Source organism: Marinimicrobium hydrolyticum (genome assembly GCF_030848505.1).
Taxonomy (GTDB): Bacteria; Pseudomonadota; Gammaproteobacteria; order Pseudomonadales; family Cellvibrionaceae; genus JAVDDU01.
Window position 1 is genome coordinate 49713 of record NZ_JAVDDU010000001.1, and the last position, 21006, is coordinate 70718.

Annotated in this window: 21 protein-coding genes; 10 read left to right on the forward strand and 11 right to left on the reverse strand. The window is 56.0% G+C overall.

Going from position 1 to position 21006, the window contains the following annotated elements; genetic code table 11:
• Positions 1-3: 3 nt before the first annotated feature.
• A complete protein-coding gene (locus RBH33_RS00225) occupies positions 4-792 on the reverse strand; it encodes a ZIP family metal transporter (protein ID WP_306730104.1) in 789 nt (262 codons plus the stop codon).
• A 182-nt stretch (positions 793-974) separates the two neighbouring features.
• Here RBH33_RS00225 and ilvD point away from each other — a divergent pair, with 182 nt between their 5' ends.
• A complete protein-coding gene (gene ilvD, locus RBH33_RS00230; RefSeq protein ID WP_306730105.1) occupies positions 975-2651 on the forward strand; it encodes a dihydroxy-acid dehydratase in 1677 nt (558 codons plus the stop codon).
• 31 nt (positions 2652-2682) lie between these two features.
• Here ilvD and RBH33_RS00235 read toward each other — a convergent pair whose 3' ends face one another.
• Entirely contained in the window at positions 2683-3420 is a 738-nt protein-coding gene (locus RBH33_RS00235) for a type 1 glutamine amidotransferase (protein WP_306730106.1), read from the reverse strand.
• 153 nt (positions 3421-3573) lie between these two features.
• Between RBH33_RS00235 and rhlB the strand changes: the two genes are divergently transcribed.
• Positions 3574-5124: an ATP-dependent RNA helicase RhlB gene (gene rhlB, locus RBH33_RS00240; protein ID WP_373568203.1), complete on the forward strand. Its 1551-nt coding sequence runs from the start codon at positions 3574-3576 to the stop codon at positions 5122-5124.
• A 190-nt stretch (positions 5125-5314) separates the two neighbouring features.
• Entirely contained in the window at positions 5315-6001 is a 687-nt protein-coding gene (locus RBH33_RS00245) for a class I SAM-dependent methyltransferase (protein ID WP_306730107.1), read from the forward strand.
• Positions 6002-6012: 11 nt separating this feature from the next.
• Here the strand turns inward: RBH33_RS00245 and RBH33_RS00250 are convergent, their stop codons facing one another.
• The gene (locus RBH33_RS00250) at positions 6013-7281 is read right to left on the reverse strand and encodes an MFS transporter (protein ID WP_306730108.1); all 1269 of its coding nucleotides are present in this window, start codon (positions 7279-7281) and stop codon (positions 6013-6015) included.
• 325 nt (positions 7282-7606) lie between these two features.
• Here RBH33_RS00250 and RBH33_RS00255 point away from each other — a divergent pair, with 325 nt between their 5' ends.
• Positions 7607-8569 (forward strand): universal stress protein, encoded by a 963-nt coding sequence (locus RBH33_RS00255; RefSeq protein ID WP_306730109.1) that lies wholly within the window; start codon positions 7607-7609, stop codon positions 8567-8569.
• 32 nt (positions 8570-8601) lie between these two features.
• Entirely contained in the window at positions 8602-9123 is a 522-nt protein-coding gene (locus RBH33_RS00260) for a hypothetical protein (RefSeq protein ID WP_306730110.1), read from the forward strand.
• Between the two features lie 10 nt (positions 9124-9133).
• Here RBH33_RS00260 and RBH33_RS00265 read toward each other — a convergent pair whose 3' ends face one another.
• From RBH33_RS00265 to gatC, 8 genes are all read right to left on the reverse strand, one after another.
• Positions 9134-9736, reverse strand: a complete 603-nt coding sequence (locus RBH33_RS00265) for a superoxide dismutase family protein (RefSeq protein ID WP_306730111.1) — start codon at positions 9734-9736, stop codon at positions 9134-9136.
• Positions 9737-9779: 43 nt separating this feature from the next.
• Entirely contained in the window at positions 9780-10640 is an 861-nt protein-coding gene (locus RBH33_RS00270; protein WP_306730112.1) for a YihY/virulence factor BrkB family protein, read from the reverse strand.
• A 178-nt stretch (positions 10641-10818) separates the two neighbouring features.
• Positions 10819-11277, reverse strand: coding sequence for a hypothetical protein (locus RBH33_RS00275; RefSeq protein WP_306730113.1), 459 nt, complete (start codon positions 11275-11277; stop codon positions 10819-10821).
• A 167-nt stretch (positions 11278-11444) separates the two neighbouring features.
• Positions 11445-12035: a rhombosortase gene (gene rrtA, locus RBH33_RS00280; RefSeq protein ID WP_306730114.1), complete on the reverse strand. Its 591-nt coding sequence runs from the start codon at positions 12033-12035 to the stop codon at positions 11445-11447.
• A 5-nt stretch (positions 12036-12040) separates the two neighbouring features.
• Entirely contained in the window at positions 12041-12337 is a 297-nt protein-coding gene (locus RBH33_RS00285) for a PA4642 family protein (RefSeq protein ID WP_306730115.1), read from the reverse strand.
• Positions 12338-12694: 357 nt separating this feature from the next.
• Positions 12695-14140, reverse strand: a complete 1446-nt coding sequence (gene gatB / locus RBH33_RS00290) for an Asp-tRNA(Asn)/Glu-tRNA(Gln) amidotransferase subunit GatB (protein WP_306730116.1) — start codon at positions 14138-14140, stop codon at positions 12695-12697.
• Positions 14141-14201: 61 nt separating this feature from the next.
• Complete coding sequence (gatA, locus tag RBH33_RS00295; protein ID WP_306730117.1) at positions 14202-15656, reverse strand: Asp-tRNA(Asn)/Glu-tRNA(Gln) amidotransferase subunit GatA; 1455 nt, start codon at positions 15654-15656, stop codon at positions 14202-14204.
• Between the two features lie 57 nt (positions 15657-15713).
• The gene (gene gatC, locus RBH33_RS00300; protein WP_306730118.1) at positions 15714-16007 is read right to left on the reverse strand and encodes an Asp-tRNA(Asn)/Glu-tRNA(Gln) amidotransferase subunit GatC; all 294 of its coding nucleotides are present in this window, start codon (positions 16005-16007) and stop codon (positions 15714-15716) included.
• A gap of 461 nt (positions 16008-16468) precedes the next feature.
• Between gatC and RBH33_RS00305 the strand changes: the two genes are divergently transcribed.
• The 5 genes from RBH33_RS00305 to rng are packed head-to-tail and all read left to right on the forward strand — an operon-like array spanning position 16469 to position 20974.
• Complete coding sequence (locus RBH33_RS00305) at positions 16469-17503, forward strand: rod shape-determining protein (protein ID WP_306730119.1); 1035 nt, start codon at positions 16469-16471, stop codon at positions 17501-17503.
• Positions 17504-17547: 44 nt separating this feature from the next.
• Entirely contained in the window at positions 17548-18372 is an 825-nt protein-coding gene (gene mreC, locus RBH33_RS00310) for a rod shape-determining protein MreC (RefSeq protein WP_306730707.1), read from the forward strand.
• 1 nt (position 18373) lies between these two features.
• A complete protein-coding gene (mreD, locus tag RBH33_RS00315; protein ID WP_306730120.1) occupies positions 18374-18856 on the forward strand; it encodes a rod shape-determining protein MreD in 483 nt (160 codons plus the stop codon).
• Between the two features lie 50 nt (positions 18857-18906).
• Complete coding sequence (locus RBH33_RS00320) at positions 18907-19512, forward strand: Maf family protein (protein ID WP_306730121.1); 606 nt, start codon at positions 18907-18909, stop codon at positions 19510-19512.
• A complete protein-coding gene (rng, locus tag RBH33_RS00325) occupies positions 19505-20974 on the forward strand; it encodes a ribonuclease G (RefSeq protein ID WP_306730122.1) in 1470 nt (489 codons plus the stop codon). Before RBH33_RS00320 ends, rng begins: the two co-directional genes overlap by 8 nt.
• The last annotated feature ends 32 nt before the right edge of the window (positions 20975-21006 follow it).

The following is a 21006-nucleotide window of genomic DNA, read 5'->3' on the forward strand; positions in this document are numbered from 1 at the left end:
AAGCTAAGCCAACGCCGTATCCAGAATCATCATCAAGCCAAAGCCTGCCATCAATGAAAATGTGGCGGCGTGCTCGTGGCCGTCCTTGTGAGTTTCGGGAATAATCTCGTTGCTGATAATGAAGATCATGGCGCCCGCCGCGCCGCCAAGAATCCAAGGTAGTATGGGTGTGGCGATGGACACCAGGGTAGCACCAAACAAGCCGCCCACAGGTTCGATAAAACCCGTCCCAGCCGCCACCGCAAATCCGAACAGGCGAGAATAGCCGATGGAATAAAGCGCCACTGCAACGGCCAGCCCCTCGGGAATATTTTGCAGGAAAATACCTACCGCTAATGGAATACCACTAGAAACTTCCCCTCCGGCGAAGCCCACCCCGACGGCCATACCTTCGGGAAAATTATGCAGAGCTATGGCGATCACAAATAACCAAATTCCCCCAATTCGCTTGGAGTCTTTTCCCTCGCGCCCTTTAAAAAAATGCTGGTGGGGCGTGAATGCGTGAATAAGAGCCAACACCGCCGCTCCCAGGAGCATGCCTAGGGAAACCACTGTCGCAGCACCGCCAGCGCCCAAGCCCTGAGCTTCGCCGTGCGCTATGCCGGGCAGCAGCAGTGAGAACACGGACGCCGCCAGCATAACGCCGGCCGCCGAGCTCAAAAGCATGTCCTGTGCGCGCACCGAGAGTGCCTTCACCGTCCAGATGAGTACCGCCCCTACAATGGTGCCCAGACTCGCCAGGAGACTCGCCAAACTTCCGATAAAAATGACGTTGTCCGAATGCTCGATCATAAACCTCCAAAGAATAACCACTCAGCTCAGTCGCGGCTCTATTACTCTAGGCGTTGGGTGTTGCCAAAAATGCATCAGTCGCGCAATATGCAGTCCTGATTGAATCACACTGATGGCCCGTTCGCACATCTTGCCGCGCGCCGTTTTGAAAATGCAAGCGCACACCAGTAAGGATCATACCCATGAGTAAAGACCATCGCCGCCGCTATTCCAGCCAAGTTGTTGACGGCTTAAGCAAAGCACCCGGCCGCGCCATGTTGCGCGCCGTCGGCTTCGACGATGAGGACTTTAAAAAACCGCAGGTGGGTATTGCCTCGACCTGGAGCACCCTCACCCCGTGCAACATGCACATCGATGGCCTGGCGGTGGACGCCGGTCGCGGCGCCGACGAAGCGGGCGGCAAGAGCATGATCTTCAATACCATTACCATCTCTGATGGCATCGCCAATGGTACAGAGGGCATGAAATATTCTCTGGTGTCCCGGGAAGTGATCGCCGACTCCATTGAGACCGTGGCGGGCTGCGAAGGGTTTGACGGCCTGGTGGCCATCGGCGGTTGCGATAAAAATATGCCCGGTTGCATTATGGGGCTGGCGCGCTTGAATCGGCCGTCGGTGTTTGTGTATGGCGGCACCATTCGCCCCGGCGCCAACCACACCGACATTATCTCTGTCTTTGAGGCCGTAGGCGCGCACGCCAAAGGCGATATGTCGCTGATTGAAGTGAAACAGGTTGAAGAGACCGCCATTCCCGGACCAGGCTCGTGCGGCGGCATGTATACCGCCAACACCATGGCCTCGGCCATTGAGGCTATGGGCATGAGTTTGCCCGGCAGCTCCGCGCAGGATGCGATTTCCGACAGCAAATTAGTCGATTGTCGCGCGGCTGGCGCGGCGGTTTTGGAGCTGTTGGAAAAAGACATCAAGCCCAGCGATATCATGACTCGGGAAGCATTCGAAAACGCCATCACCGTGGTGATCGCTTTGGGTGGTTCCACCAACGCTGTTTTGCACTTGCTGGCCATGGCCTACACGATTGACGTGGAGCTGACGTTGGACGACTTCGTGCGCATCGGTAAGCGTGTGCCCGTGGTGGCGGATTTGCGCCCCAGCGGTCAGTACATGATGTCCGAGCTGGTAGCCATCGGCGGCATTCAACCGCTGATGAAGATGCTTTTGGAGGCCGGCTTGCTGCACGGCGACTGTATGACCGTCACCGGCAAGACCCTGGCGGAAAACCTGGCCAGTGTGCAGCCTTACCCCGACGGTCAGGACATCATCCGCGCGCTCAACCAGCCGATCAAAAAAGACAGCCACCTGCGGATTCTGTACGGCAATCTGGCGCCCACGGGCGCAGTAGCAAAAATTACTGGCAAAGAGGGTACCCACTTCACCGGGCGTGCCCGAGTGTTCCACTCGGAAGAAGAGACACTGGACAACATCCTCGACGGCACTGTGCAAGCCGGCGACGTGCTCGTGATCCGCTACGAGGGGCCAAAGGGCGGGCCGGGTATGCGCGAGATGCTCAGCCCCACATCGGCCATTATCGGCAAGGGCTTGGGCAGTTCCGTGGCGTTGATAACCGATGGCCGCTTCTCCGGCGGCAGCCATGGCTTCGTGGTGGGCCACGTTACGCCTGAAGCGGCTGAGGGTGGCCCCATTGCGCTGGTTGAAGATGGCGATACCATCATTATTGACGCCGAAGCCAATCAAATCACACTGGACATCAGTGATGAGGAAATGCAGCAGCGTAAATCCCGCTGGCAGCCGCCTGAGCCTCGGTACACGCGTGGCGTCCTGGCCAAGTTTGCGCGCACCGTGTGTTCAGCATCAGAGGGCGCTGTTACCGATAAGGGCTAGTAAAAGGGCTAGCAGCAGGCGTCGGAGCCGGTCAGCTTTGCTGCACCGGCTCCCGACGACGGGTTTTTTGCTGACTGGCCACGATGGCGTCAACCACTTGGCTTAGCACTTGGTTTGGTCCGGCAAAATACGCGGGCAGGGCGCTGATGTCTTCCGGGCTCTGGACGTAGTGAGAGCCGTCCAGTTCATCCCCGCAATTTTCCAGAATGGCTTGTGCCAGTTGAGGCGTCGTTTCCAGGTGGCACTGAAAGCCAAACACCCGATCATCGAGGCAGAACGCTTGATTTTGACAGGCTTCGCTGCTGAGCAATAGTTGAGCACCCGGCGGCAGTTCAAAGCTGTCCCCGTGCCAATGAAAGGCGTCAAACTGATCAGGCAGGATCGACGTAAGTATTGAGTTGTCCGCCGCGGGCTGTCGCCGTACGGGAAACCAGCCAATTTCCTTATAGCCCATGGGCTCCACTTTGGCACCCAGGGCTCTGGCGATAAGCTGCGCCCCAAGACAGATACCGATAACGACTTTACCCGCATCGATAGCGCCGTGAATGAGAGCTTTTTCGGCTTTCAGCCAGGGATAGGAGGTCTCGTCGTCCACATTCATGGGGCCGCCCATAATCACCAACCAGTCGAAACTGTCCAGCTCGGGGGCGCTTTCGCCTTTATACCAACGGGTAGCTTCTGTGCTCCACCCTCTGCGATGAAAGTCATCCAACATACTTCCCAAGCCCTCGAAGGGCACATGTTGCAGATAGCGAACTCGAGTCGTCACAGTGTTCTCCTATAGGTGGACGGGGGCTCCGTGCTTGATTGGTGATGGGCCATAATAGTACCCCAGGCGGCCGCCCTGACCCAGCCCCGGATTGGGAGATGTTCGCCCGTTTCGTGTATAATCCGCCCACATTTTGTTCAACAGGTAATCATTTTGATTGGCAAACTCCTTAATAGACTAACGGGAAACAACGCTGCCGGGAGCGATTCCGACGCCCCGTCCCAAGGGCGGAGCCAGAAAGAAAAGACTGCAACGCGGCCTCGCAACGCCTCAAACGGCGCCAAGAGCGAGCCGGAAATCGGCGCTCAACCAGACAAGTCTCCGCGCTCGCGCACCCGTTCACGCGGTGGTCGCAACCGCAGGCGCAACAGCGGCGCCAAACAAGCCCCCTGGGATATTTCCCAATTCCCCGTGCCGGAAGTCCCCGGCAAAACGCGCTTTCATGACATGGGGCTGGAAACCAGCTTAATGCACGCCATTGCCGACCTGAAGTTCGAGTACTGCTCGCCCATTCAGGCGCAATCTCTACCCTTGGCCCTGCAGGGGCGCGACGTTGTGGGCAAGGCACAGACGGGTACCGGTAAAACTGCCGCGTTTCTCACCGCCATCATTGATGACTTGCTAAAAAACCCCATTCCGGAACAGCGCTATGCGGGCGAAGCTCGGGCGCTGATCATTGCTCCCACGCGCGAGTTGGTTATGCAAATCGCCGAGGATGCCAAGCTGCTGTGCAAATACACGGATCTGAAAATCCACACACTTGTGGGCGGTATGGATTACAGCAAGCAACAACATCGCTTGCACGACACCTTGGTCGACATTCTGGTAGCCACCCCCGGCCGCTTGCTGGATTTCTGCCGCAAGCAGGATGTGTATCTGGATCAGTTGGAAATACTCGTCATTGACGAAGCCGATCGAATGTTGGATATGGGGTTTATTCCGCAGGTGCGGCAAATCGTTCGGCAAACGCCGAAGCGGGAAGATCGACAAACACTGTTTTTCTCCGCCACGTTTACCGACGAAGTGCAACGGTTGGTGGAGCAGTGGACTCACGAACCCACGACCATTGAAATCGAACCGGAGAGCGTGGCGACGGATACCGTAACCCAGCGGGTGTACTTGGTTTCCACTGAAGAAAAGTACACGCTTTTATACAATCTGATTCGCCATGAGGATGTCGAGAGCTTGATTGTCTTCGCCAATCGACGCGACCAGTGTCGGGATTTGCAAGATAAGCTGGAGCGGCACGACGTGAAGGCCGGATTGTTGTCCGGCGAAATCCCTCAGAACAAACGCGTAGCCACGCTTGAAGCTTTCAAGAACGGTACGTTAAAAGTACTGGTAGCCACCGACGTGGCCGGCAGGGGTATACATATCAGCGGTATCAGCCACGTAGTGAATTTCACCCTGCCTGAAGAGCCCGAAGACTATGTGCACCGTATCGGAAGAACTGGCCGGGCCGGTAAATTGGGAACCTCGGTCAGTTTCGCCTGCGAAGACGACGCCTTCCTGCTGGAGCCCATTGGTAAGTTGCTGGGAGAGCCCATCAAGTGCACACAACCCCCTGAGGAACTGCTCGCGGAAACGCCGCCCCTTAAGCCGTCATCCCGACAGCGTTCCAGTGGTCCCCGCTCTGGAGGCTCGCGTTCAAGTGGGTCGCGCTCGGGTGGCGGTGCCAGGAGAAGTCCTCGCCGACCATCCTGAGGGAAGCTGTTAAATTCCCGCGCTTGTGAGTCCAGCAACTTGTCGTTGTGTGGTTCACGGCTTGTATTTTTGACACCGTGGTTGCTACTATCAGTTAGCTTCGCGGGTCAGTCTCGGATGACTTTGTCTTTAGCTAAACTATTAGGCTACCCCCGTAGCCTTTTCACCCAACGCGACAGAGGATGTGTTTGTGTTTGGACGAACTCACACCGTGCCTTCCACCGGCAAATTTAGCCGCCTATTACGCCGCGCCTTCAGAGGCTCGAATCATTCCCCTCACTTTACCAGCTCACAGGATTATTGGGAGCAGCGCTACGCTTTAGGTGGCCACTCAGGCGCTGGTTCCTATCGAAAGTTTGCGGAGTTCAAAGCCGAGGTGCTTAATCGCTTTGTTTCGAAACAAGCCATTGAAAGTGTTATCGAGTTTGGGTGTGGTGATGGCAATCAGCTCTTGCTGGCCGAGTATCCACGCTATTTGGGCATAGACGTCAGCCCAACCGCGGTTGATTTGTGCCGCGAGCTGTTTCGTTCCGATGACACAAAAGAGTTTTTACCCTTGAGCGACTATGCTCAGGAAAGTGCGGATCTAACGTTGTCATTAGACGTGATCTACCACTTGGTCGAGGATGAGGTGTTTACCGAGTATATGCGGACTCTGTTCGCCGCCGCGCAGCGCTATGTCATTATTTACGCCAGCAACTTTGACGACCCGGAGCGGCAGGTTGGCCCGCATGTGCGTCACCGAAAATTCACCCGTTGGGTGGAGTCAGAGCTGCCGCAGTGGCAACTCCAAGAACACATCCCGAACAAATACCCCTACCGTGGAAACTACAAAAAAGGCTCCTTTGCAGACTTTTACGTCTACGAAAAAGCCTGATGTGTGAGCGGCTAAGGCGCCGGGCGTGGTTCGCTCGGCGAGTTGATATCTTCGATGTCGGGTGCGCGCGGATCCAATTCAGCCAAACCTAAGGTGGCCTCTGGAGTAATGGTAATAAATTGTTCCTGATCGGCGACCGCCACCGTGGGCTTCGCACGGCCAACCGTTAAAAAAGCGATTAACCCGCCCAGGACCACCGCGTTGCTGACAAACAACCCGCGCGGTCCCAGTACATCCATAAACGCAGCACTAAGCAGTGGCCCAACACAGCTACCCACGCCGTAGCTTAAGAGTAAGGCGGTGCTGGCAGCGGTGATTTGGTGGCTTTCCATCAAATCATTGGTGATGGCAACAGCGATGGGGTAAAGGGTCGCGCTAATGCCAATAAAAACACCGACCGAAAAAACCAACAGCGGCATACTGAAGCCTCCAACCAGTGCGGCGGACAAACTAGCGACACCAGCCACACAAGACATGGCGAGCATGATGCGATTGCGATCAAAGTGATCGCACAGCCGGCCCACGGGCCAGGCCAGTAACATGGCGGCAATAATGGCGGCGACCATAAAGTTGGAAATTTCCCCCACGTCCAACCCTATCTGGTTCCCGAATACCGGACCCATGGTGTAGAAGGAAGTAATCAGTATCCCCCCCACCAGAGCACCCAGGGCCCCGGCAGGGGAGACTCTGTACAGTCGCCGCAAGGACATTCGCTCACTGGGCTCAATGGTGGGGGACTCCCGCTTGGTCATAGAGAGCGGCACCACCGCCAGTACCACCAGTATGGCGGCCAGAGAGAACGGTATAAACCCGGCGGGGTCGGCAACTCGAATTAACACTTGTCCACCTGCCGTGGACAGGAAAAAAATCACTTGGTACACCGCGAATAAGCTGGCTCGGTTCTGGTTGTTGGCTTTGCTGCTGAACCAGCTTTCCACCACGATCATCAGGCCGGCCATCACGAAACCCGCCAGTGCTCTAAGCAGAGCCCACAAGGAGATTTCCACTGCCAGCGGATGTACCAAAATCACTGCCGCCAGGACGGCGGCAAACACCGCGAAGGCCCGAATATGACCGACCTTGTTGATAATCCGGTTGGCGTACAAGGAGCCAGCAACAAAGCCGAATGAATAGAACACCAAAATCCAGCCGATCACCCCGGAGCTGAACTCATCAATGCTCAGGCGGAGGCCGAGCACACTGGTCAAAAAGGCATTGCCGCTGACCAGCAAAATTATGCTGACAATAAGTGAAGACATGCCCAGGGCGGTTCTACCCATGAATACTCCTTTCGGCGAGCTTACAGGCTGTTGATAATGATAGATCGCACAAAGATTTGCGATCAAAACTTGGGCGCTGAGCTGACGCGGCCCGCCACGCATAATCGGCAACATACCAAGGTCAAACGGTTTTTCAAAGGCTAGTTGCTTTGGCTTTCAGCAGCCCATTGGTTATGACGATCTGCTATTGAAGGATACGCGAAAACCCCACCGAAATTAAGGTACTCTTACAGACAGAGCTGATTGGGCCGGGCGAGCAGGCCCGAGCTGCTGACCTCACGGGATCGGGCAGGATGATCCGCCATGGCGACTGGAGGAAAGCAAAATGCGTTTATTCGAAAACATCGTGTGTGTTGTAACCCCAGGGCATGAAGAGAGTGCGCCAACGTTGGCGCGTGCCATTACTCTGGCGCAAGAACACCGGGCCAAACTGTCCGTCGTGGATGTGATCCCCAGGGTGATGATCGGAGGCTGGACGCCTGATAGCGGCCCCTCTATGGGTGAAGCACTGCTGGAAGTGACCGACGAGCGACGACGGGCATTGCGAGAATTTGTGGAGCCCTACCAAGAGCAGCTAACCTTTCAATCAGAGGTTCTGGCCGGTACCAGCTTTTTGGAAATTATCCGCGCGGTGATGCGCAATGGTTATGACCTGGTCATTAAGCCGGCGGAAAATCCCGGCATCCTGGAACGCGTATTTGGTAGCGACGATATGCACTTATTGCGTAAATGTCCCTGCCCTGTGTGGCTGACTCATCCTGGAGAAAAGGCCAATTACAGCCGTGTGCTGGCTGCCGTCGACTTTGATCCTGAGAATCCCGACCCTGTCGAGGATCAGCTCAACGGAGCGATATTACGGCTCGCGGCACTGCAAGCCTCGGCGGATGAAGCGGAGTTGCACATTGTGCATGCCTGGAGCGCTCCGGGTGAAATTAACCTGCGTCTGTGGAGTGAAGAGCCGGAACAACCCTCGGTGGTGGAGAACATCGCCGCCACCCATGAGTCGGGGTTGCAAGAGCTCGGAGAACAGGTAAAAACATTTTTAGGTCGGGACGACAGTCAAGCGCTTTCCCCCAAACTTCATCTGGTGCGTGGACGGGCCGATAAGGAAATTCCGGCTATGGCTCGCCAGCAGGCGGCGGATTTGGTGGTAATGGGCACTGTTGCCCGCACAGGTATCGCGGGTTTGTTGATTGGCAATACCGCCGAAGCCATCATTAACCAGTTGCAGTGTTCGCTGCTGGCGGTAAAGCCCGAGGGGTTTGAAACCCCTGTGGGGTTCGGCTGAGAGATGCACTGCGTCAGTACTGGGGGGGAAGTATGAAAGACCCTATGGGAATGATCGCGGAATTATTTAATCACAAGGTGGCGGGCATTTGCCGCACGGATGTGGATGCTGATCATGCTCTGGAGTCATTACGAAAAGGTACCAGCTTGAGTTACGATCAGGTGTTCGTCGTACGGCCTGGCGAGCGCCATCCCGATGCGGACTTGGCGCCCGACTGGTCTCTGATGATACGTTATCAACTCTGGCTGGGCGGAATCGGAGCTCTGCTCGGGCTCGCGGTGTATTTGCTATTTCTGCTGATGGGCGCTGAGTTTGCGTTTCAGCGCTGGTTAGTGAGCATAAGTTTGTTCGTGATTGGAGGGGCGCTCTCGGGGGTTTTGTTGAGCGCGCTGGCGATGCTACGCCCGGACCATGCTCAATATCTGGTGGCCTCCCAAGCGGCGCTGCAAGAAGGCAAGACAGTGGTAGCCGCTCACACGTTAAGTGCCAGCCAGCTCCAGCAAGCGCGACACGTACTGGAGCGGCTAAAAGTTCGGACCATCAGCACTCTGTAATTACAGAACGTTAGTCCTGTTGCTCTTCGGCGGAAATTACCCCGCAGGCAGCGCGTGGGCCGGCATCACCAGCCGGGTTGCTACGCATATCGTCGGTTCCGGAATGGATGACAATAGACGTGCCGCCGCCTTGAAATACCGAAGTCTCTCCGGAAAAGCTGGCTTGAGAAAAGCGTACAGTTCCGCTGAAGCTACCATCGGAGTCAAACTCATAGTTGTACGCATCGCTGTCGCCAACATGAGGGCCATCATCTTCCCCGTGTCCAACATGCAAAGGATTAAAGTGACCGCCTGCAGCGCCTGCTGGAACGGGATCACCACCTTCTTGCGTGGGTGCTATCGCACAGCTTGGGTTTTCATGGATATGAATAGCCCTGGGGCCTGGCGGGATGACATCATTAGAGTCAATATCAAATACAGCCACCAAACCCATCGGAACGTCTTCCATAAGTGTGACTGTGCCGAGGGTTTGTGTCAGATCCTTGGCGTTGCGGATATCCACCACTATCGTCCTAGGTTCCATGTCCTCAGCGTCATTTTCAGCGCAACCCAGGATACTCAGTGCCAGAGTGGCTACACCAACTTGGCAGGCCAAGCGTCGTATCATTGTCATAATTCTCTCCCTTGTCTTAGTATTTACCCGTAGTAAACGCAGCCTAAGAGCTGTCGTCAAGGCCTTTGACGGGTTTTCTATCGTTATAGCGTTGAATGCGTTCGGCATTGAGTTCTGCACCAACCAGAAATATAAATGCGCCGATGAACAACCATATCATGGTTGCCACCACTGCGCCCAATGCACCGTATTCCTGCTCAAATTCACCAAAATTTGAGGCATAAAAGGAAAACGCTGTGGAGGCAATGACAAACAGAAAGGCCGACACAATTGCACCTGGTAGTAGTTCCTTCCAACTCTCACGATTTCGATCCGGTGCCACACTGTAGACGATTAAATACATGCCAACCAGTAAACCTAAATACAGCGTCCAACTTAACAAGGTTGCCAGAAGCTCCACTTGCCGCGTTAAAAACACGCTCACGAACAGCGGCATGGCCACCACTACGGTGATGGCGACAATGAATGCGACGGTAGAGAAGAGCGTAAGCCCTAGGGTCACCAAGTGGAACTTGATAAAACCGCGCCTCTCCTTGGTGTCATAGGCGATGTTCAAGGCTTTGGCTACAGCTTTCATGGCTTTGTTGGCGCTCCATAGCGAGACGAGTATCCCTATGGCGACGCCAAAGGTCAGGGAGCCGCCTCCTGTTTCCGCCAGCGTGGTTAGCCGTTCCGATACAATGCCCATGACTTCCTCTGGCATAAAATTTTCCATGGCGGTGACATGGTTTTCCACCGTTTGTGGGTCGGATATCAAGCCGTAGATTGAAATAACGCTGGCCAGCGCGGGGAAAATTGACAGAAAGATGTAAAAAGCGACGCCTGCCGCCACCAGTGACAGGCTGTCGTCTTTAATGCGATGTTTCACTCCGATCAGTTGACGCTTCAACTCCGTTAGGAACATGTCAGACTCCTTTTAACCGACGGGATGCGGGTAGCCGTGCACGCAGCTATTTTCTAGTAGCCTTCCATAATTGCCCCACGCTGGCCAGCCTGCTGCAGATAAAAACGCTTAAACGTGCAACGGCTTTCGTCTATTCGTCTTCGTTGGTTTTGCCCTGTTTCTGGAGTGCATCGGGAAACTATTTATTAACGGTAGGCTCAGGTGCCAGGGGTTCGGCGTTGTCACCATCCCAAGGCTGGCCATCCAGGGGGCGAGCGCGGGCCAATTCGGCTTCATCTAAGCCGGAGCCGGCTCCGATTTCATCGGCGCTAGCCTCGGCTAACCTTTGATCGGCGGCGCTATCCTCGCCGTCTGGTTCCCTGGGTGAACGGCTGCCATCCTCGCTGATCAGTGTTTCGGGGGAGAGATCGTCTTGGGTGGTTTGATCCGCGGGTATGGCTCCTCCGGTCAGGCCTGCTTCGCGAGCCTGCGTTGGTGGCTGGTCGCGTTCAAGTTTGTTTTTGGGCAACGTTTCGCCAATGCCCTCTGTCGGCTCGTCATCGTCGTCGAAAAAAAGCTCATCGAACTCGGCGGGGTACTCATCATCCGTTTCGTCAATCGGATCGTCGGGGTACTCTTCATATTCACGGTGCGTCATTGGTGGACCTCCTAATACACACTACCCATTTATTTATGCAGTACCCATTTGGTTCCGCATAATCCTGGTGTTGAAGCTGTCTCTATCAATTGTTGACACCGGAGCGATGGAAAATTCCAAAGGGGTATGTAGCTAGAAGCCAAATGAATGCGCGCAGGAGTGGGTGTTCAGTGGGCGCGCAGCTTCAGCTGTCGAAAGATGTGCACTGAGACGCCCCATACAAAGCCAATCACGGCGCCGTACAAATGCGCGTCTACGGCCACAGGCACTGGCAGTAGTGGATGCTCAGGGTCGAAGCTCGCGCCTTGCTCTTGAATCAGTTTAGCGGAGAGGACTACCAAAACAGCGGCAGCGATCCAGGGTGCATCTTTAAAAGACAACAAAACGCCTGCGACTAACAGGCCGTGTAGGGCGCCGGAGAGCCCGGCGTAGTAGTGCAGCTCTGGGCTGAGCCAATAGAGTCCGGCACCTACGCCCAAGAGGCAGGTCAAGGTCAGTAGCGAGTAGTGGCTGAGGGGCAGGTGCCGCAGCAGAATGTAGCCGCAGAGCACAAACGCAAAAGCGTTCATGGCTAAATGGTAAACACCATAGTGCACCCAGTGGCCGGTGAGCAGACGCCACCATTGGCCCTCGGTAATGAGGGTGCGGTTAAATTCCAGCGCGGGTACGCTCCAGAATGGCATCAGGCCCAAAACGAGCATAAGCGCCGCCAGAACGAATGTCGTTGTCAGGCTGGCGCTTAGGCGGCGTTGGCTCATGGGCTTTACTTGGCGCCCGCGTTTTCCAGGGTTTGAATGTAATCGCCCGCGATGCGGTGATCTTTTATGGTTTGCAGGAAGGTCTTTCCGTCGGGTCCGGGGGCGTTGAGGTCATAGCCCGCGTCCAGAAAAAATTGTACGAAGGTGTTGAAGTTTTCCTCGCGCATGCCACGGTAAGCTTTTTCCAGTACGTGGAAGTCCTGGCTAACTCCTTCGGGCGCGGGATAGGTCAGAAAGCTTTTGATGCGTTCGTCGTCAAAGGTTTCGCCGATGACTTTTTCTTTATCTTTACGTTGGCTCATGTTGCATTCTCAATAAATTGGTTTTAGACGCAGCGATGTAGCTAGTTCAGGAAAGGGTACCCTGCGTTGTGAGACACGCTGTATATAACGGCCCCTACGCGCTCCCGGCGCTTCGGGGCACTCCTCGCTTCCCTGCGAGTCGTCCATGTACGCTCCGCGTCGGCTTCCTGCCTCCGAGGGTCTCAAAACGCTGGAGACTCTTTCCTCTACTGTGTTGCCTGAAAGGACGTCACCATTTGGTATCGCAAAGTTGAAGGCAGTCCGCAGGGCTGTGCACATGGATGTTACCTGTACGCTTCCCATCGCGCTTTGCCTCCGGTGGTCTCAAAACCCTGCCTATCCTTTCCTTCGGTTTTTTTAACCTTCCAGTTTCTTTTTCAAAATATCATTCACTGCCTGAGGGTTTGCCTGCCCCTTGCTGGCCTTCATGATCTGGCCGACGAAGAAGCCCAACATTTTAGGCCGCTTCGCCTCGTCGGCACTTCGGTAGTTGTCCACCTGTTTGGTGTTGTTGGCGATAACCTCGTCCACCAGTTTTTCCAGGGCGCCGGTGTCCGATACCTGTTTGAGGCCGCGGGCTTCAATGATGGTGTCGGCGTCACCCTCGCCAAGGGTCATAGCTTCGAAGACTTGTTTGGCAATTTTGCTGGACAGGGTGCCGTCGGTCAGTCGCGTGATCAGCCCGGCCAACTGAATCGGCGTGACCTTGGATTGCGTGATGCTTAGCTCTTCTTTGTTCAGGTAAGCGGACAAGTCAGCCATAATCCAGTTGGCTGCCAATTTCGCTTCACCGCAAGCTTTCACGGTGGCTTCAAAGTAGTCAGCCACGGCACGTTCCGCGGTCAGTTGCGTGGCGTCGTATTCGGTCAAGCCATAGTCAGCCACGAAACGTTCACGGCGCGCTTCCGGAAGCTCGGGCATTTGTTGACGCACTTCGTTGATGTACTGATCGTCGAGGATGACCGGCAGCAGGTCCGGGCAGGGGAAGTACCGATAGTCATCCGAGTCTTCCTTGGTGCGCATGGAACGGGCCACTTTGGTTTCGCCGTTGTAGAGACGAGTCTCCTGGACAATTTTGCCACCGTCTTCCAATACGTCGATCTGCCGTTCCACTTCCAGCGCAATGGCTTCTTCCATAAAACGGAAGGAGTTGAGGTTTTTGGTTTCGGTACGCGTACCCAACGTTTCCTGGCCTTTGGGGCGAACGGAGATGTTGACGTCAAAGCGCATGGAGCCCTGAGACATATCGCCGTCACAGATTTCCAAAGAGGTGGCGATGTTGTGCAGTTTCTTGGCGAAGGCTACCGCTTCTTCGGCGCTGCGCATGTCCGGTTCGGTGACCACTTCTATCAGCGGGGTGCCGGCGCGGTTCAGGTCGATGCCGCTCATGCCGTGGTAGTCTTCGTGCAGGGATTTACCTGCATCTTCTTCCAAGTGCGCGTGGTGAATGCGGACTCGCTTGGTTCGGCCTTCAGAGAGTTCCAAGTCCACATAACCCGGGCCAACAATCGGCTCGGCCAACTGGGTGGTTTGATAGCCTTTGGGAAGATCCGGGTAGAAATAGTTCTTGCGCTCGAACACGGAGCGTTTGCCGATTTCCGCATGCACGGCCAAACCGAACATCACCGCGTAGCGAAACGCGGCTTCGTTGGCCACAGGCAGCGTGCCCGGCATGGCCAGGTCAATGGCGCACGCTTGGGTGTTGGGCGCTGCGCCGTAGGCGGTGCTGGCGCCGGAGAATATTTTGGTTTTGGTGGCCAGTTGTACGTGTACTTCCAGCCCGATTACTGTTTCCCATTCCATCTTTGTCATAAACCTTGAGTAGTGGTTTCAGTGGCCCGGTTCGGGGCTTACTGGCAACGCGTCATTCAATACCTGGCGCGGAGCGCGTGTGGAAATCCGTTGTCTGCTGGAACTGGTGGGCAATGTTCAACAGCCGCCCTTCAGCAAAGTAATTGCCAATCAACTGCAAACCAACGGGTTTGTTTTCCACCAGGCCGCAGGGAATCGACAGCCCGGGCAAGCCCGCCAAGTTGGTGGCGATGGTGTAAATATCTTCCAGGTACATGGCCACCGGGTCTTTGGTTTTGGCACCGAAGGCAAACGCCGGTGAAGGCGAGGTGGGACCCATAATCACATCCACTTGAGTAAAGGCGTCCACAAAGTCTTGTTTAATGAGTCGGCGCACTTTCTGGGCTTTGCTGTAATAGGCATCGTAGTAACCGGCGGAGAGTGCATAGGCGCCCACCAAAATGCGGCGTTTCACTTCATCCCCGAACGCTTCGCTGCGCGAGCGCTGGTACAGGTCCATAAGGTCTTTGGGGGTTTCGCACCGGTAGCCGTAGCGCACACCGTCGAAGCGAGACAGGTTGGCGGAACACTCGGCCGGGGCGATGACGTAATAGGCCGGTACCGCTAAATGGGAGTGGGGCAGGCTGATCTCTTGCACGCTGGCACCCAGGCCCTCGTACACTTTGATCGCCGCTTCCACGGCTGCGCCTGTCTCCGGGTGCAAGCCCTCGCTGAAGTATTCTTTCGGTACACCGATCTTCAAACCCTTCAGAGGCTGATTCAAATTCGCGGTGTAATCTTCCAGCGGCTGGTCAACACAAGTGGAATCCAGTGTATCGAAGCTGGCCATGGCATTGAGCATCAGTGCCGAGTCTTCGGCGGTGCGGGTCAGTGTACCGGCCTGATCCAGACTGGATGCAAAGGCGATCATGCCCCAGCGGGACACGCGTCCGTAGGTGGGCTTCAGACCGGTCAATCCACACAGTGCCGCGGGCTGGCGAATGGAGCCGCCCGTGTCACTGGCAGTAGCACCAGCGGCCAGTTGCGCGGCCACAGCGGCGGCGGAACCACCGGAGGATCCGCCGGGGACACAGTCGATGGCCCAGGGGTTTTTTACCGGCCCGTAGTAGCTGGTTTCATTGGAGGAGCCCATGGCGAACTCGTCCATATTGGTTTTGCCCAGCATGACTGCCCCAGCCGCTTGCAGGTTTTCCACAATGGTAGCGCTGTAAGGGGGCACGAAGTTGTCGAGCATTTTCGAGCCGCAGCTGGTGCGAACGCCATCGGTGCAAAACAAGTCTTTGTGGGCGATGGGTATGCCGCACAAGGTAGGCGCGTCGCCCTGGGCCAGTCGGCGGTCGGCTTCCTCGGCCTGCTGCAATGCCTGTTGTTCAGTTATCGTGATGAAACTGTTGTAGGTGGCATCCAGGCGCTGGATTCGCTCCAGGTAATGTTGAGTCAGTTCGACGCTGGAAAAATCTCGGCGTTTCAACCCTAGTGCGAGTTGGGCCATGGTCTGGTCATGCATGGGAAAAAGTGTCCTTAGATAGGGGCGGGCATGCGGGCCCAGAAATCACAATTGAGGTTATTCTTCGATGACCCTGGGAACCAGGTAAAGGCCATCTTCAACGGCGGGCGCAATGGCCTGAAACGCCTCGCGCCGATTCTGTTCGGTGACTTGATCGGCACGCAGCCGTTGCACCGCATCCAGAGGGTGCGCCATGGGCTCGACGTCGCGGGTGTCGGCGGCTTGCAATTGATCCACCAAATTGAGTACTTCGGTGATGCGACTGGCCACTTCGCCAGATTGTTGCTCGGAAACGGCAATGCGCGCCAATTGGGCCAGTTTGGCGATATCGGAAGGTTCTACAGTGGCCATCAGCGAGGGCTCCAAATTCAAATCGGGGATACTGCTCGGCTTGGGGCCGATGTATGTGGGTTAAACCGCTAAAGTTACCACATTTGTGCCTTGCCCTAAATCCCCGCCGTTGATAGAGTGCCCTCATCTATATGGCGCCTCCCTCCTGGTGGCTGGATAATCCCCGATTTTTCCCAATTTTCAGCTCAGGAAGAGAAATACGTTGCAATATTGAGCGAATTTACTGGGCGATCTCCGGTCCAAGCGTGCACCTCGGGGTCCGCCGAGCGGACTCTGAGAAGGATCAGTCAGCGCTAAAGGAATTTTGCCGCTATACTTTTTATTTATTTAGTGGCTTATTGGGTTGTTTCCAGGCGGCTTGGCGCTGCCAAGCTACATCGATTATCTCTTTTGCAGCACCTATGGCAATTCGGTACGCCTCGCTGTGATCACATTAGAACAATACAGGGCTTCGTCACCACATGTTAAAACACCTCCGTGGAGCTTTTTCCAACGACCTTTCCATCGATTTAGGTACCGCAAACACACTGATTTACGTTCGGGGCCGGGGCATTGTCCTAAATGAACCCTCGGTGGTGGCCATTCGCCATCATCAAGGCCACAAGATTGTGGAGGCGGTAGGCACTGAGGCCAAGCGCATGCTGGGTCGTACTCCGGGCAACATCACGGCGATTCGTCCTTTGAAGGACGGTGTTATTGCCGATTTCCAGGTCACCGAAAAAATGCTTCAGCATTTCATTAAGAAAGTGCATGAAGCCAGTTGGTTTCAGCCCAGTCCACGTGTGCTGATCAGCGTACCCTGTCTTTCTACCGAAGTTGAAAAGCGCGCCATTCGCGAGTCGGCCATGGGCGCCGGCGCACGTGAGGTGCGTTTGATTGAAGAGCCTATGGCCGCGGCCATTGGTGCGGGCTTGAAGGTTTCTGAAGCCAGTGGTTCCATGGTGGTGGATATCGGTGGTGGTACCACTGAGATCGCCGTCATCTCTCTTAATGGGGTAGTCTATTCGGATTCCGTACGCATTGGTGGTGACCGCTTTGACGAGGCAATCGTAAATTATGTGCGCCGTCATTACGGCAGCATTATCGGTGATGCCACCGCCGAACGGATTAAGCAGGAAGTGGGTTGCGCTTACGCGGGCAGCGAAGTGAGAGAGATCGATGTACGTGGTCGCAATTTGGCTGAAGGTGTGCCGCGCAGTTTTACCCTCAACAGCGATGAAATTTTAGAAGCCCTACAAGAGCCACTGGCGGGTATCGTCCAGGCGGTTAAGAGTGCTCTGGAGCAGTCTCCGCCGGAATTGGCGTCGGACATTGCCGAGAGCGGTGTAGTGCTGACGGGCGGTGGCGCCTTGCTGCGCGACATTGATCGACTGCTGTCCAACGAAACCGGCCTGCCGTTTATTGTTGCGGAGGATCCGCTCACGTGCGTCGCCCGAGGCGGTGGCCTGGCCATGGAGATGATGGATAAGCGCAACATCGACTTGTTGTCCTCCTAAAAGCCGTGCAATAACGCTGAGCGTGGGAGCTTGCCATTAAAACGCTGTTCACCAAGGGTCCCGCCGTCGCCTCCCGTGCTCTGATATTTAGCTTGGCGGCGGTTGCCCTCATTCTCGTTAGCATTTACACAGATTGGCTGGCGCCAGTGCGCGCCCAGCTGGGCACTGTGGCGACCCCCTTTTACTGGGTGACCAACATACCGCAACGCTTGGAGGATTGGGGGCAGGACACTTTCAGATCCCGAGCCAATTTGCAGGCGGAAAACGAAGCACTGAGAACCGAGCTGCTGATTCATCAACGCCGGCTGCAACAAATGGCCGCCCTGGCGGCGGAGAATGTGCGTCTGCGGCGATTGCTCAACTCCAGCGATATGCTCCAGGACAAAGTCCTGATTTCCGAGCTTATCGGTATTTCCCCCGACCCGTTAACCCACACCGTTATGATCGACCGTGGCCGCCGTGATGGCGTCTACCGCGGGCAGGCGGTGTTGGATGCGTTTGGCTTGATGGGGCAAGTGGTGGAGGTTCACAGCAACAGCAGCCGGGTATTGCTGATTACCGATAGCAGCCACGCCCTGCCGGTGCAGGTAAACCGCAACGGTGTGCGCGCCATTGCCGAAGGTACCGGTAACCTCAATCAATTGCGCTTGCGCCATGTCTCCAACACCACAGATATTCGGGCCGGTGACGTGTTAGTCAGCTCTGGCCTGGGAGGCCGCTATCCGGTGGGCTACCCAGTAGCGCAGGTGGAAGAGGTGGTGCGCGACCCAGGGCAGTCCTTTGCCACCGTTATTGCCTCGCCCAAAGCTCGTCTGGATCGCAGTCGGCACGTTCTGCTCGTATTCGGAAACGAAGACGGAGACAACTGAGGTGTTCGGCAGCGCGGATCGATGGGTCGTCATTGGCGCTGTCTTGGTGGCGCTGCTGCTGGCGGTATACCCCCTGCCACTGGATTGGCGCTGGGGCCGCCCCGCCTTCCTTCTTTTATTGGTAATCTACTGGAGCTTGATCGTGCCCGGCCGCACCAGCCTTACGCTGGTTTGGTGCCTGGGGCTGGTCCAGGATTTGATTACCGGCACACCTCTGGGACAGCATGCGCTGGGTATGGTAATTGTGACCTATATCTGCCTGCAATCCTATCAACGAGTCTGCAATTACGGCTTATGGCAACAAGCCTGTTGGGTGTTTGTTCTGGTGGGTATTAGTCAACTGACCGCCAACTGGGTGTACACTATGTCCGGTGGGAACGCGCCGGGGTTGTACTTTCTCCTCCCCGCGTTCACCAGTGCGTTATTGTGGCCGTTTTGTTACCGGCTGCTGGAGCACCTACGTCACCGTTTCGCCGTAAGCTAGACGGCGCGAACGGCCAGCGCCGTACTTGAACCAACAGACAGTTTTTAGCCATGTCCGATATGTACCTCGCCTCCCAGTCTCCCCGACGCCGCGAACTGCTCAGGCAAATCGGGGTGCGCTTCACTCCCCTTTCAGTCTCGGTGGAAGAACGCCCCGAGCCTGGTGAAAGCCCTTCTGACTATGTACAGCGCTTGGCTCTTGAAAAGGCGCGCGCCGGCTACGAACGGCTGCAGCGCGACGGATTAGCCAAACTTCCGGTATTGGGCGCCGACACCATAGGGGTCTTTGAGGGCCAGATTCTGGAAAAGCCGCTGGATCCAGAGCATGCGGCGACCATCCTGCGCCGACTGTCCGGGCGCCAGCATCAGGTTCTGTCCGCTGTTGCCATGCGCGACGGAGTGTCCGAACAGGTTCGTCTGTCCGTCAGTGAGGTGAGCTTTCGGCCCCTGACCGATACCGAGATTCGCAGTTACTGGCACAGTGGTGAACCCGCCGACAAAGCGGGTGGTTATGCCATTCAGGGCTTGGGCGCGGTGTTCGTGCGCGAGTTGCGAGGTAGCTACACAGGCGTTGTGGGCTTGCCGTTGGAAGTGACGCTGGATCTGCTGCGGGACTTTCAAGTGCCCTGGTGGCAGACGGGAGCCGGGAGTGAGTGAAGAAATCCTGGTAAACGTCTCCCCGGTCGAAACCCGTGTGGCGGTTGTGGAAAACGGCATAGTGCAGGAGCTGCACATTGAGCGTACCCACAACAAGGGCTACGTGGGCAATATCTACAAGGGTAAAGTGGTCCGTGTCCTGCCGGGCATGCAAGCGGCTTTTGTGGAGATCGGCCTGGCGCGCACCGCCTTTATTCACGCGGCGGATATCGCCGACATGCCCCTGGAGGTCGAAGGGCGCCGCGCTGAGTTGCCGGACATTCGTACCCTTCTCCGAGAGGGGCAAAGCCTTCTCGTACAAGTCAGCAAAGACCCGATCGGCAGTAAAGGGGCTCGTCTGACCGCAAACCTGAGTTTGTCTTCACGTTATTTGGTCTTTCTGCCTCACAGCGCTCACATCGGTGTGTCCATACGGATCGAAGACGAAGAAGAACGAGAGCGGTTGCGCACTTTGGTGGCGACGCTGGTGGCGGAACAGGGCGTCTCGGGCGGCTTTATTTTGCGTACTGTGGCGGAAGGTGTGGACGCCGAAGCGCTGGCCTCGGATATCGCCTTTCTGCAAAAGCTCTGGTCCGACTTCAAGGGCGCCAGCGCCGGGGCCGCAGTGCCGTCAGTCATCCATACGGACATGCCACTGTCTTTGCGCGCCCTGCGTGATTTGGCGCGCGCCTCTTTGGAAAAAATACGCGTGGATTCCCGTCAGAGCTGGCAGCAGATGCGCAGCTTTGCGGAAAGTTACTACCCGCAACTGACCGACTTGATCGAATGCTATCAAGGCGAGCGCCCGCTACTGGACCTGTACGGGGTTGAGGATGAAATCAGCCGGGCACTGGATACCCGCGTGCCCCTGAAATCGAACGGTTATCTCATTATTGAGCAGACCGAGGCGATGACCACCGTAGATGTGAATACCGGAGCTTTTGTTGGGCGGCGCAACCTGGAAGAGACTATCTTTAAAACTAACATGGAGGCGGCGACGGCGATTGTTCGCCAACTGCGTTTGCGCAACCTGGGCGGGATCATCATTCTGGACTTCATCGATATGGAAGATCCAGAGCATGAGCGCCAGGTGCTTCGGACATTAGAAAAGGCACTGGAAAAAGATCACGCCAAAACCAGTATTACCGGCGTCTCTGAGTTGGGCCTGGTAGAGATGACGCGCAAGCGTACGCGCGAATCACTTGGGCAAATGTTGTGTGAACCTTGCCCGTTGTGCAGCGGCAGCGGGCAGATCAAATCCCCGCAAACTGTGTGTTATGAAATTTTTCGGGAAATCCTCCGAGAGGCGCGAGCCTACGAGAATACCAAGTTCCTGGTGTTGGCTTCGCAAGTGGTGGTGGATCGTCTACTGGACGAAGATGCCGCCTATGTGGCGGATCTGGAAGCTTTTATTGGCCGCACGGTCGAGTTCCAGGTCGAGAGTTTGTTTACCCAGGAGCAATACGACGTTGTCTTGGTGTAGTGTGTTTAACCCTGTCCTTAAAGGTCTCTTCA